At 64.8% G+C, this 11,844-nt stretch carries 12 protein-coding genes; 9 read left to right on the top strand and 3 right to left on the bottom strand.

All coding sequences use genetic code 11. The annotated features are described in order from the left end of the window. Positions 1–246: 246 nt before the first annotated feature. A complete protein-coding gene (locus ACESLR_RS10335) occupies positions 247–951 on the bottom strand; it encodes an SDR family NAD(P)-dependent oxidoreductase (protein ID WP_373024423.1) in 705 nt (234 codons plus the stop codon). 59 nt (positions 952–1,010) lie between these two features. Between ACESLR_RS10335 and ACESLR_RS10330 the strand changes: the two genes are divergently transcribed. From ACESLR_RS10330 to ACESLR_RS10315, 4 genes are all read left to right on the top strand, one after another. After that, positions 1,011–2,522 (top strand): DUF1538 domain-containing protein, encoded by a 1,512-nt coding sequence (locus tag ACESLR_RS10330; RefSeq protein WP_373024425.1) that lies wholly within the window; start codon positions 1,011–1,013, stop codon positions 2,520–2,522. A gap of 3 nt (positions 2,523–2,525) precedes the next feature. Then, a complete protein-coding gene (locus tag ACESLR_RS10325; protein WP_024325795.1) occupies positions 2,526–2,873 on the top strand; it encodes a P-II family nitrogen regulator in 348 nt (115 codons plus the stop codon). A gap of 11 nt (positions 2,874–2,884) precedes the next feature. Further along, positions 2,885–3,277, top strand: coding sequence for a CBS domain-containing protein (locus tag ACESLR_RS10320; RefSeq protein ID WP_017942513.1), 393 nt, complete (start codon positions 2,885–2,887; stop codon positions 3,275–3,277). 85 nt (positions 3,278–3,362) lie between these two features. Continuing rightward, on the top strand, positions 3,363–4,637 hold the full coding sequence (locus ACESLR_RS10315) for a diguanylate cyclase (protein ID WP_373054206.1): 1,275 nt from the start codon (positions 3,363–3,365) through the stop codon (positions 4,635–4,637). Positions 4,638–4,744: 107 nt separating this feature from the next. Here the strand turns inward: ACESLR_RS10315 and ACESLR_RS10310 are convergent, their stop codons facing one another. Continuing rightward, positions 4,745–5,506 (bottom strand): class I SAM-dependent methyltransferase, encoded by a 762-nt coding sequence (locus tag ACESLR_RS10310; RefSeq protein ID WP_373024427.1) that lies wholly within the window; start codon positions 5,504–5,506, stop codon positions 4,745–4,747. A 178-nt stretch (positions 5,507–5,684) separates the two neighbouring features. Here ACESLR_RS10310 and ACESLR_RS10305 point away from each other — a divergent pair, with 178 nt between their 5' ends. The 5 genes from ACESLR_RS10305 to ACESLR_RS10285 all read left to right on the top strand — a co-directional run bounded on the left by ACESLR_RS10305 (position 5,685) and on the right by ACESLR_RS10285 (position 11,640). After that, positions 5,685–7,028, top strand: coding sequence for a phosphomannomutase (locus tag ACESLR_RS10305; RefSeq protein WP_373067265.1), 1,344 nt, complete (start codon positions 5,685–5,687; stop codon positions 7,026–7,028). A gap of 5 nt (positions 7,029–7,033) precedes the next feature. Beyond that, positions 7,034–8,464 carry a mannose-1-phosphate guanylyltransferase/mannose-6-phosphate isomerase gene (locus tag ACESLR_RS10300; RefSeq protein WP_373067260.1) on the top strand — a complete coding sequence of 477 codons (1,431 nt, stop codon included), beginning with the start codon at positions 7,034–7,036 and terminating at the stop codon, positions 8,462–8,464. Between the two features lie 86 nt (positions 8,465–8,550). Continuing rightward, positions 8,551–9,636: a GDP-mannose 4,6-dehydratase gene (gmd, locus tag ACESLR_RS10295; RefSeq protein WP_018145793.1), complete on the top strand. Its 1,086-nt coding sequence runs from the start codon at positions 8,551–8,553 to the stop codon at positions 9,634–9,636. Then, positions 9,629–10,594, top strand: a complete 966-nt coding sequence (locus ACESLR_RS10290) for a GDP-L-fucose synthase family protein (RefSeq protein WP_373024430.1) — start codon at positions 9,629–9,631, stop codon at positions 10,592–10,594. Before gmd ends, ACESLR_RS10290 begins: the two co-directional genes overlap by 8 nt. Further along, positions 10,591–11,640 carry a glycosyltransferase family 10 domain-containing protein gene (locus ACESLR_RS10285; RefSeq protein ID WP_019568324.1) on the top strand — a complete coding sequence of 350 codons (1,050 nt, stop codon included), beginning with the start codon at positions 10,591–10,593 and terminating at the stop codon, positions 11,638–11,640. Before ACESLR_RS10290 ends, ACESLR_RS10285 begins: the two co-directional genes overlap by 4 nt. 17 nt (positions 11,641–11,657) lie before the next feature. On the opposite strand, the gene ACESLR_RS10280 is transcribed toward ACESLR_RS10285, so the two are convergent. Further along, positions 11,658–11,844: hypothetical protein (locus ACESLR_RS10280; RefSeq protein WP_373024431.1), on the bottom strand; the 187-nt coding region annotated here is incomplete at its 5' end.

The following is an 11,844-nucleotide window of genomic DNA, read 5'->3' as shown; positions in this document are numbered from 1 at the left end:
CGGACTTGGGGGCCACATGGGTCAGGCCGCCGCGCAGCAGCCAGTCGCCGGCGGCGACATCGGCGTTGGCGGCGGTGGCGTGGGCCGGGATGAGGGCGGCGGGGGCCAGCAGGCCGACCAGCGCCAGGGAACGGAAAGTCAGGGTGCGTCGCATGTTCGGTTCCTCCGAGGGCGTGATTGTTCGGAGCTACTATCGCGTCATGCGTATCAGTATTCGTTGATGTAGATCATGTCCTGTGACGGTTTTCAGAACGGCAGGCGCTGGCCCTCGAAGTCATGGAAGCTGCCGGACTGCTCGGTGTCCAGGCGGTCGAGGACATCCAGCAAGCGTCCGGTGGAATAGTCAGGGCTGAGGACGTCCGGCGCTCGGGACCGGTATGGTTCCGAGAGGTGGGTGTCGCAGGTACCAGGCTGCAGGGCGACCACAACCGCCAGGGGATGGCTGAATCGCAGTTCCAGGGCCGTGGTCCGGACGATCTGGTTAAGCGCCGCCTTGGAGGCGCGATAGCTCACCCAGCCGCCGAGGTGGTTGTCCTCGATGGAGCCAACCCGGGCCGACAGGGTGGCCAACACGCCCTTGCGACCGCGCGGGAGCAGCGGTGCCAGATGCTTGAACAACAGCGCTGGACCGATGGCATTGATGGCGAAGGCCTGCGCCATGATTGCCGGGTCGAGATCGCGCAGGCGCTTTTCCGGACGCCGGCCATCGATGGTCAGGGCGCCGGTCGCATCGAGGATCAGGTCCCACTCTGGCGCCTGTTCACGCAGCCACGATGCGGCCGCCTCGATACTGGCTTCGTCCAGGAGATCCACCGCCGGGTCGGTGTGGCGCCCAAGGGCCACGACCCTTTCGCAGTTCGGGTCGCTTTCCAGATGCCGGGTGAAGGCGGCGCCGAGGCCGCCCGTGGCGCCAATGACCACGGCGCGATAGGGTACCTTTAGGGAGTCCATACACCCTGCGACCACCGAGCGGGGAATTGATTCCGGGGCGGACCCCGGCAAGGGAGCGCATGAACTTTCTCCACACCCTGGGTCACGCGGCGCGCAATCTGGCGCCCATCGTGATCGTGGTGGCGGCCTTCCAGGCACTGGTGCTGCGCACGGTGCCGGATGGCCTGCTCTCCATGGTGGTGGGGCTGGCCATTGTCGTGTTCGGCGTGGCGCTTTTCCTGCAGGGCCTGGAGATGGGGGTCTTCCCCATCGGAAAGAATCTCTCCAATGCGCTGGCGCGGCGCGGTTCCTTGCTGCTGCTGATGGCCTTCGGCTTTGCCCTCGGGTTTGCCACGGTGATCGCCGAACCGGCCTTGATCGCCGTGGCGGAGCAGGCGGAGCTGATCAGCGAGGGACGGATTGAGGGCTTGATTCTGCGCCTGATTGTCGCCCTGTCGGTGGGGGCGGTGGTGGCCCTGGGTATCCTGCGAACGGTGCTGGGCCATCCGCTGCACTGGTACATCCTGAGCGGCTACGTGCTTGTTGTGCTGGTGACCTTCTTCGCCCCCGAGGAGATCGTGGGTCTGGCCTACGATTCGGGCGGGGTGACCACGAACATCGTCACCGTGCCGCTGGTGGCCGCGCTGGGCCTCGGCCTGGCCGCCTCGATCAGTGGACGCAACCCACTGCGCGACGGTTTCGGGCTGGTGGCGCTGGCGGTGATGGTGCCGATGATCACGGTGCAGATCTACGGCATCATCGTGTTTGCCGGGGCTGAGGTTGCGGCCCCGACCGGTACCGTGACCGCCGCGATGGACCCGGATACGGATCTTGTGGGGGAGGGCCAGCGGCACTGGGCGTCCGCCATGGGGATGGACCTGCTGGTGATGCTTCGCGATGTGGCGCCGATCATCGCGGTGGTCGTGGTGTTCCAGTACTTCGTACTGCGCAAGCGCATCCCGTACCTGCCTCGCGTGCTCTTCGGCTTCGTACTGGTGGTCCTGGGGTTGTACGCCTTCGTGGTGGGGCTCAAGCTGGGGCTGTTTCCGATCGGCGAGAGCATGGCGGAGCAACTCATTACCAACGAGTTGTTCCTGTGGGTCTATGTGTTTGCCTTCTCCATCGGGTTTGCCACCACGATGGCCGAACCCGCGCTGATCGCGATCGGCCAGAAGGCGGAGGAGGCGGCGCGGGGCTCCCTGAGGGGCGACGTCATCCGGATCCTCGTAGCACTTGGAGTGGCGATCGGTATCACTATCGGGGTCCATCGGATCCTGGAGGGGGATTCCATCCACCACTACATCATGGGCGGGTACCTGCTGGTGATCGTGCTGACCATCCTCGCCCCCAAGCATATCGTGGCCCTGGCTTTCGATCTGGGAGGGGTCACGACCTCGGAGGTGACCGTGCCGCTGGTAACGGCACTGGGTATCGGCCTGGCGACGCACCTGGATGATCGCAACGTGCTGGTCGACGGCTTCGGCCTGATCGCGTTTGCGTCGATTTTTCCCATCGTCACGGTGATGCTCTACGCAATCGCCGTGGACCTTAACGAACGCTGGTCCGCTCGCGACGAGCGGCAGGAGGAGTGAGCAATGCGATTTTCCGCACTGGTGGCCGTCCTCTCGGATGACTTGGAGGAACAGGCGATTGCCACGGCCAAGGAAGCGGGCGCAGGTGGCGTGACAATCATGGATGCGCGCGGGATTGGCGCCGAGGCCCGCAAGACATTTCTCGGTATGACCTACGAGGGCAGTCAGTCGGTCCTGCTGTGGGTGCTGGAGAAAAAAGTGGCCCTGGACGTGCTCAAGTGCATCTCGAAGGAGCTGGATCTGGCCAATGACCCGCGCGGGGTTGCCTTTACAGTGGATGTGGCCCATCTCGCCGGTATCGGGCGCAAGCAGATCGAGCAGTTCCAGGAGCAGGTCAAGGAAGAACTTTGACGGAGAACAACATGCTGGTAAGCGAAATTCTCAGACCCAACGTCGTTACGGTGTCGCCGCTGGCACCGCTTCGCGAGGCGATGCAGTTGATGCGCAAGCACGGTGTGAAATCGCTGGTGGTGGAAAAGCAGCACCCCCACGATGCCTACGGCATCATCACCTACACCACGATTCTCAAGACGATCGTGGCGGAGGAGGGCGATATCGACCTCTCGAATGTCTATGATGTCTGCACCAAACCCGTAATCACGGTGCCCGCCGAGATGGATGTAAAGTACGTCGCGCGGCTGATGGTGAGTCAGGGGATTCGGCGTCTCGTGGTGCTCAAGGGCAACGAGCTCGAAGGGATCGTGACGACCAGTGACATTGTTGGATCAATCCTCGAGATGGCCGACATGGACTGAACCCCGCCACCCCTAACGGGTCGGATTTCAGTGACCTTGCGCATGACCGCGTGTCGTGCGTTCATCTTTTTGCAGAAGGCCCGATATGGCGTCCGTGTCGATCATCGAGGGGTTCGAGAAACTCCGATTGCTGGATGCGGCTATCGAGCAATCGTACAACGCGGTCGTCATTACAGACGCGGATCTGGATGCCGGTCCGCGGATCGTTTACGTCAATGCCGGTTTTGAGCGCATGACTGGGTATTCGCGCGAGGAAGCCCTCGGACAAACCCCGCGAATCCTTCAGGGTCCGGCAACCTCGCGCGCGGTGCTGGACCGTTTGCGCGGGGCACTCCTCAGTGGCGAGTATTTCGAGGGCGAAACGGTCAACTATCGCAAGGATGGCAGCGCTTACGAGGTTCGCTGGCACATCTCGCCCGTCCATGCCAGCGATCACGGCGATGCCATCACCCACTTCGTCTCGGTGCAGAAGGACGTTACCGAGGAGCGGCGGCGGGATGACGAGCTACGCCTATTGCCGACCGCGCTGGAGGTGTCGGTGGATCCCGTGCTGATTACCGATCCGGACGGCACGATCACTTATGTGAACGCGGCCTTCGAGGAGCAGACCGGGTACAGCCGGAATGAAGCCGTAGGCAGGAATCCCCGGTTCCTCCAGTCCGGTCAGCAGGATGCCGCGTTCTACCGCGAGATGTGGGAGACGCTGAAACGGGGTGACGCCTTTCGAGGGGAGTTCGTGAACCGCCGCCGCGACGGCAACCTGATGAACATGGAGCAGAGCATCAGTCCGGTAACCGATGCCTATGGCCGAATAACGCACTACGTGTCGATCAGCAAGGATGTGACCGATCGAGTGCGCATGGAGGACGAGATTCGGCGCCTGGCCCATACCGACTGGCTGACGGGGCTGGCCAACCGTCTGAGCCTTGGTAATACGCTGGAAGCGGAGATGGAACGCAGCCGCCGCTACGGACGGCCCCTTTCCCTGATCATGTTCGATATCGACCATTTCAAGGACTTCAACGACGACTACGGCCACGAGACCGGAGACGACGTCCTGAAGCGGCTGGCCGACACGGTTCAGGTCGCGCTGCGCGAGGCCGACGCCCTTGGGCGCTGGGGCGGGGAGGAATTCATGATCGTCGTGCCGGAGACCACGGGAGCAGGCGCCGAAGCCATGGCCGAAAAGCTGCGCAAGGCCGTGGCGGGTATGGAAACGGCGTGCCCGGTCGCGGTTACGGCGAGTTTCGGTGTGACCGAGATGCGCCAGGGCGATACCCCCAAGACCTTTGCCCGCCGGGTGGACGAGGCGATGTACCAGGCCAAGGAGGCGGGGCGTAACCGCGTCGTTTTGCTCTGAGGCGGTGGTGCCGGTGGCGCGTCGGGGGCGCGAACGAAAACGGGCCGCCCCGGAGGGACGGCCCGTCGGTTCGGGGCCGGAAGGCCCCGATCATGGCGATATTCCGTCTACGCGCGGCGGCGCAGGACCCAGATCTCCAACAACGCCCAGTCCTCGCCCGGATAGTTTTCCTGTTCCAGCGGTGACAGACGACGGTGACGACTGGCCGTGCTGCCCACGAACTCCAGATGCTCCAGCAGCAGACGCTTGGTCGCGTCGGCCTTTTCCAGCGCGAAGGGGTTCAGGAAGTTGACGAGCATGTAGCCCTCGCGCGGAGCTTCCGCGAAGGAGCGCACAAGCTTCTCGATTGCCGGCGGGTCCAGATAGACCAGCGACGCGGTGGAGATCACGATGTCCGCATCGGCCATGGCCTTCTCGATCGCGGCCTGGGTCTCCGGGGCGGGCTGGTTCAGGTCGGCCTCGAAGGTCTCGTCGAACAGGCCGGCGCTCTTGCCATAGGCCAGGGCATTGCCGGAGATATCGATCCCGGTGGTCTTCATTGGCAGGCGGCGCGGCGCGGCGATGGTCTTGCAGGCCTGCTCGTCGGCCCAGTTCGCGCGGATTGCCTCGACGTCCATGTTATGGATGGCGGCCATCGTGGTGTTGCCGAAGCAGCAGCACAGATCCACGTAGTTCAGGGTCTTGCCGGCGGCGGACTGCTTTTCGGCCCAGGGGAGGATCAGCCGGTCGAAGGTTTGCCGGTTGAAGTCGTCGGAGATGTAGTCGAGCGCGTCGATGATGCGCTCCTTGAACGGCACCGGGGTCTCGGCGACATAGATGTCGTCAAAATGCTGTTTCTTCTCCTCGGTCTTCACTTGCGGCTCGCTCATCGGCTTCTCCTCGTTTGATAAGCCCACCATGTTCGGGGGCATGAGCCCGGAACGTCAAGTAACGCCGTTTGTGCTGTTGGTACCGAGGGGGCGCCATGGCGCGATTCGGCTATGTATCATAAGACGAGGAGTCGCAGTCCCCACCGGACGGGGGCTGAAACACGCCGAAGGGGAGTGCATGAAGATCGACTGTTTCAAGGCCTACGACGTGCGCGGCCGGGTGCCGGATCAACTCAACGCGGAGGTGGTGCGGGCGATCGGGCGCGCCTTCGCCGAGGAGATCCGTCCGGGACGGACCGTGGTGGGACACGATATCCGCCTGTCCAGCCCGGAATTGGCGCGGGCGCTGACGGAGGGTCTGACGGCCGGGGGCAGCGACGTGGCCGATATCGGCATGTGCGGGACGGAAGAGGTCTACTTCGCTACGGCGCATTATGGTGCGGGCGGCGGGATCATGGTGACCGCCAGCCACAACCCGCTGGACTACAACGGCCTGAAGCTGGTGCGCAGCGAGGCGCGTCCCATCAGTGGCGATTCCGGGCTGCCTGCGATCCATGCGCGTGCGGAGCGGGGCGATTTTCGCCCCATGCCCCATGGGCAGGTGCGACACCTGGACCACCGGGCTGACTATGTCGCCCGGTTGCTGGCTTCGGTCGATCGCGAGGCGCTGCCGGGACTCAAGATTGTCGTAAACCCCGGAAACGGAGGAGCGGGTCCGGTACTGGAAGCGCTGGAGCCGTACCTGCCGTTTGAACTGATCCGGGTCAATTTCGAGCCGGATGGCCGGTTCCCCAACGGAATCCCCAATCCTCTGTTGCCGGAGAACCGGGCGGCGACCGCCGAGGCGGTACGCCGGAACGGCGCCGACCTGGGCGTGGCCTGGGACGGGGACTTTGATCGCTGTTTCCTGTTCGACGCCCAAGGCAACTTCATCGAGGGGTATTACATCGTCGGCCTGCTCGCCGAGGCCTGCCTGGAGGGTCATGCCGGGGAACGTATCGTCCATGACCCGCGCCTGACCTGGAACACCATCGAGATGGTGCGCGCAGCCGGGGGCGAGCCGATCCAGTCCAAGACCGGACATGCCTTCATGAAGGAGCGGCTGCGTCACGAGGATGCGATTTACGGCGGTGAAATGAGTGCCCACCACTATTTCCGCGATTTCTACTATTGCGATACCGGGATGCTGCCCTGGCTGCGGGTCGCTGAACTCCTGGGCCGGCGGGGCCAGTCGCTGGGCGAGATGGTGGCCGAACGCATGGCCCGCTTTCCATGCAGTGGCGAACTCAACTTCGAGGTCGAGGATGTGGCGGCTGCCACCAACCGGGTACTGGGTGCGTACGCGGAGCAGGGCGGGGCGCTGGATCATACCGATGGCGTCAGCCTGGAGTTCGCCGACTGGCGCTTCAACCTGCGCAGTTCGAATACCGAACCGTTGCTTCGGCTGAACGTGGAAACCCGCGCCGACCCGGCCCTGCTGGAACGTCGCGTGGACGAGATTTCCCGCCTGATACAGGGGTGACAGCGATGGAACAGACGCAAAGCCGGACCGACCTGCAACCGGTGATCCTGGCCGGCGGCTCGGGTACCCGGTTGTGGCCCGTATCGCGCAGCCACTATCCCAAGCAGTTCCTGTCCCTGACGGGGGAGCACACCCTGCTGCAGCAGACGGCGCAGCGGCTGGACGGTCTGGGCGCGGCACCGCCGTTGGTGCTGGCCAATGTCGAGCATCGTTTCCTCGCGGCCGAGCAGTTGCGCGCGGCGGGTGTGGAGCAGGCGCGCATCCTGCTGGAGCCCGAGGGGCGCAATACCGCTCCGGCGATCGCCCTGGCCGCGCTGCAGGCGCGGGCCGAAGGGCGCGATCCGCTGTTGCTGGTGCTGGCTGCGGACCACCACATCGGCGATGCCGCGGCCTTTCGCGAAGCCGTTGCGCGAGCCGTGGCCCTGGCGGACGCGGACTACCTGGTGACCTTCGGCATCGTGCCCACCGCCGCGGAGACGGGCTATGGCTATATCCAGCAGGGGGAGTCGTTGGGAGAAGCCGGCGCCCGGGTTGCGCGGTTTGTCGAGAAGCCGGATGCCGCGACGGCCCGCGACTACGTCGAGCGCGGCGACTACCTCTGGAACAGCGGGATGTTCGTGTTCCGCGCATCGCAGTACCTCGACGAGCTGGAGCGATTCGAGCCCGCCATCATGACCGCCTGTCGCGCCGCGCTGGAGGATGCCCGTGAGGATCTCGACTTCCTGCGGGTGGACCCCGAGGCCTTTGCCTTGGCGCCCAATATCTCCGTCGATTACGCGGTGATGGAGCGCACCGAACATGCCGCGGTGACGCCACTTGCGGCCGGCTGGAGCGACATCGGGTCGTGGTCCGCCCTGGCCGGGGTGCGAGGCATGGACGAGGAGGGCAACACGCTGCGCGGCGACTGCCTGCTGGAAGACAGCGAGGGCTGTGTGGTGGACGCCGATGGCCTGCTGGTCGCGGGCATCGGATTGCGCAATCTTGCGTTGGTCGCAACCCGCGATGCGGTGCTGGTGGCCGATCGCGACCGGGTGCAGGACGTCAAGCGCATCGTCGACCGCCTGAAGGAGGCCAATCGCAGCGAACACGTGGACCACACCGTGGTCTACCGGCCCTGGGGCTGCTACGAATCCATCGATACCGGGGCGCGCTATCAGGTCAAGCGCATCACCGTGAACCCCGGTGCGCGTCTTTCCCTGCAGATGCACCATCATCGGGCCGAACATTGGGTAGTAGTCAGCGGCACCGCGCGGGTGACCAATGGCGAGCAGAACTACCTGGTCACCGAGAACGAATCGACCTTCATCCCGATTGGCCAGGTTCACTGCCTGGAGAACCCCGGCGCGCTCCCGCTGGAACTGATCGAGGTGCAATCCGGCAGCTACCTCGGCGAGGATGACATTGTCCGCCTGGAGGACGTCTACGGCCGCGCGTGACCGGGCATCGGGTGGTTCCGGGAATGCTATGATCCGCCCTTTTGGGCGGCGCGCGGACGGGGCGTGGCCTGCGAGCAGGAGTTGGCATGGCCAAAGTGGCATTGATCACCGGGATTACCGGGCAGGACGGGGCCTACCTGGCCGAGTTTTTGCTGGACAAGGGCTACGAGGTGCACGGCATCAAGCGCCGCTCCTCTCTGTTTAATACCGATCGTATCGACCACCTGTATCAGGATCCGCACGAGAGTGATCGCCGGTTCATCCTGCATCACGGGGATCTGACTGATTCGACCTGCCTGATCCGCATCATTCAGCAGGTGCAGCCGGACGAGATCTACAATCTCGCCGCGCAGTCGCATGTCGCGGTCTCGTTTGAGGAGCCGGAGTACACCGCCAACTCCGATGCGCTGGGCACGCTCCGCGTGCTGGAGGCGATCCGCATCCTCGGTATGGAGCAGACCACGCGCTTCTATCAGGCCAGCACCTCGGAGCTCTACGGGAAGGTTCAGGCCACCCCGCAGGACGAGACCACCCCGTTCTATCCGCGCAGCCCGTATGCGGTGGCCAAGCTGTATGCCTACTGGATCGTGGTGAATTACCGCGAGGCCTACGGGATGTATGCCTGCAACGGCATCCTGTTCAACCACGAATCGCCGGTGCGTGGCGAAACCTTCGTCACCCGCAAGATTACGCGCGCCCTGGCCCGCATCAAGCTGGGGCTGCAGGAACGGCTCTATCTGGGCAACCTGGATGCCAAACGGGACTGGGGACATGCCCGTGACTACGTCGAGATGCAGTGGCTGATGCTGCAGCAGGAAACCCCGGACGACTACGTGATCGCCACCGGCGAACAACACAGCGTGCGCGACTTCGTGGATGCCGCGGCGCGCGAGCTGGGCATGCGTATCGAATGGCGCGGCGAGGGCGTGGACGAACAGGGATTCGACGAAAAGGGCCGCTGCATCGTGTCGGTGGACCCGCGCTATTTTCGTCCCACCGAGGTCGAGACCCTGTTGGGGGATGCCAGCAAGGCCAAGCGCGAGCTGGGCTGGGAACCGCGCATTCGCTTTGACGAACTGGTGGCCGAGATGGTGCGCGAGGACCTCAGGAGCGCCGAGCGGGACGAGCTGGTGCGCGACCACGGCTACCGGACCCTGAGCCGCCATGAGTAATTCGCAACGCGTCTTCGTCGCCGGACACCGCGGGATGGTGGGCAGCGCGATCTGTCGCCAGCTCGAGGACTGGCCGGGTGTGGAACTGCTGACCCGTAGCCATGCGGAGCTGGACCTGACCGATCAGGCGGCGGTCGAGGCCTTCATGCGCGTGGAGCGTCCGGATCGGGTCTACCTCGCGGCGGCGAAGGTCGGGGGCATCCATGCCAACAACACCTATCCGGCCGAGTTCATCCGCGACAACCTCGCGATCCAGACGAACGTGATCCATGGCGCGCACATCGCGGGCCTGCGGCGGCTGCTCTTTCTCGGGTCCAGCTGCATCTATCCGCGCGAGGCGCCGCAGCCGATCCCCGAGGAGGCCCTGCTGACCGGGCCGCTGGAGCCGACCAACGAGCCCTACGCGATTGCCAAGATCGCCGGCATCAAGCTGTGCGAGAGCTACAACCGGCAGTACGGAACGGATTACCGCTCGGTGATGCCGACCAACCTCTACGGCCCGGGTGACAACTATCACCCGGAGAACAGCCACGTGATTCCCGGGCTCATCCGGCGCTTTCACGAGGCGAAGCGGGCCGGAGCCGGGCATGTGACCGTCTGGGGGAGTGGCACCCCGCGCCGGGAGTTCCTCCACGTGGATGACATGGCGGCGGCCTGTGTACACGTGATGAACCTCGATCACGTGACCTACGCAGAACACACGGAACCGATGCTGAGCCATATCAACGTCGGCACCGGCGAGGATCTTGCGATCGCCGACCTGGCGCGGCTGGTGGCGCGGGTGGTGGGCTTTGCCGGCGAACTGCGTTTTGACACCTCGCGCCCGGACGGGACGCCGCGCAAGCTGCTGGATGTCTCGCGACTCGCGGCGCTGGGATGGAAGGCCCGAATCGAACTTGAAGAGGGGCTCTCCGGGGCCTATGCCGAGTTCCTGGAACGCGGCGGAGATCGGCCGTGACCGAGCCCGCCTCGCGTCCGATTCGGGTCAAGTTTCTCTCGACCATGCGCGAGGGTATCTGGCGCCACCAGTTGCCGGACGGCGAGGCGCGCTGGGGTCGCTGCGAGTTCGTTTTCGACCCCGCGGTAACGGACTACGACTGGCTGGTGGTCTACGACGAATTTCCTTCCAACACCGGGCGCAACCGGCACTACAGCGAACAGCTGACCTGTGGGGCCGAGCGCACGCTCCTGGTAACCATGGAGCCGCCGTCCATCAAGTCCTACGGCCGGCGTTTTACCCGGCAGTTCGGGCGCGTGCTGACCTCGCACCCGGAATGGGCTCTCAAGCACCGGCGGCGCATCCATTCCCAGCAGGGGATGCTCTGGTACTACGGTTTCGGCAGTCAGGGCGAGCGGGCGTACAACGAGATGCACGCGAAGCCGCCGCTGGAGAAGACCCGCGAGATCGCCACCATGTGTTCGGCGAAACGCCAGCGCCACACCCTGCACCGGCGGCGCTATGACTTCACCTGGGCGCTGAAGGCCGAGCTGCCGGAACTGGAGATCTTCGGCAAGGGGGTGCAGCCGCTGGATGACAAGGCCGAGTGCCTGGACGCGTACCGGTACCATCTGGCGGTGGAAAATTACGTGGGCGCGCACCACTGGACCGAGAAGCTGGCGGACGCCTTTCTCGGCGCGACGCTCCCGTTTTACTACGGTGCGCCCAATGCGGCGGACTATTTTCCGCCGGAGAGCTTCATCGCGATTGATATCGAAGACGTGGAAGGAACGGCGGAACGCATTCGCCGCGCCATCCGCGACAACGAATACGAACAGCGTCTGCCACACATCCTCGAGGCCCGGCGCCGGGTGCTGGAGGAGTACAACCAGTTCGCCGTGGTCTCGCGGATTATCGAGGCCGCACACGACACCGAGCCGGCTGGGCCCACGGGGCAGTGGATCCATTCTCGTCGCGCCCTGCGGCGCCGCGATCCGCTGGCCGCTCTGGAGGGCGCCTGGGAGAAGGTCAGCCAGCGCATCGGCCACCTCGCCGGACGTACCTGAACTGGCCGCTTTGCGGTTCAGCCGAAGTCGCGGGAGTGGGTGGCGAGTTCGCCGAGCCAGGTGCTGCGGTCGATCAGGCGCTGCACGATCAGGTGGCCAACGCCGTCGCTGTACTGCCACTCGCCGTGGGCCTCCAGCAGGCGGCCGTGCAGGACCTCGGCGCGAAAGCGCTCCACCCGGTCCGGCCAGACGATCAGGTTCAAC

The sequence above is a fragment of the Thioalkalivibrio sp. genome, assembly GCF_041685615.1.
Taxonomy (GTDB): Bacteria; Pseudomonadota; Gammaproteobacteria; order Ectothiorhodospirales; family Ectothiorhodospiraceae; genus Thioalkalivibrio.
The sequence above is the reverse complement of the archived record's forward strand: the minus strand, read 5'-3'. Positions and strand labels throughout refer to the sequence as shown.

Bases quoted from the DNA above. Each gene is read 5' to 3' on its own strand.
- ACESLR_RS10310 (WP_373024427.1), bottom strand. From the start codon at position 5,506: ATGAGCGAGCCGCAAGTGAAGACCGAGGAGAAGAAACAGCATTTTGAC.
- ACESLR_RS10290 (WP_373024430.1), top strand. From the start codon at position 9,629: ATGAGTAATTCGCAACGCGTCTTCGTCGCCGGACACCGCGGGATGGTG.
- ACESLR_RS10335 (WP_373024423.1), bottom strand. From the start codon at position 951: ATGGACTCCCTAAAGGTACCCTATCGCGCCGTGGTCATTGGCGCCACG.
- ACESLR_RS10320 (WP_017942513.1), top strand. From the start codon at position 2,885: ATGCTGGTAAGCGAAATTCTCAGACCCAACGTCGTTACGGTGTCGCCG.
- ACESLR_RS10325 (WP_024325795.1), top strand. From the start codon at position 2,526: ATGCGATTTTCCGCACTGGTGGCCGTCCTCTCGGATGACTTGGAGGAA.
- ACESLR_RS10315 (WP_373054206.1), top strand. From the start codon at position 3,363: ATGGCGTCCGTGTCGATCATCGAGGGGTTCGAGAAACTCCGATTGCTG.
- ACESLR_RS10305 (WP_373067265.1), top strand. From the start codon at position 5,685: ATGAAGATCGACTGTTTCAAGGCCTACGACGTGCGCGGCCGGGTGCCG.
- ACESLR_RS10300 (WP_373067260.1), top strand. From the start codon at position 7,034: ATGGAACAGACGCAAAGCCGGACCGACCTGCAACCGGTGATCCTGGCC.
- gmd (WP_018145793.1), top strand. From the start codon at position 8,551: ATGGCCAAAGTGGCATTGATCACCGGGATTACCGGGCAGGACGGGGCC.
- ACESLR_RS10330 (WP_373024425.1), top strand. From the start codon at position 1,011: ATGAACTTTCTCCACACCCTGGGTCACGCGGCGCGCAATCTGGCGCCC.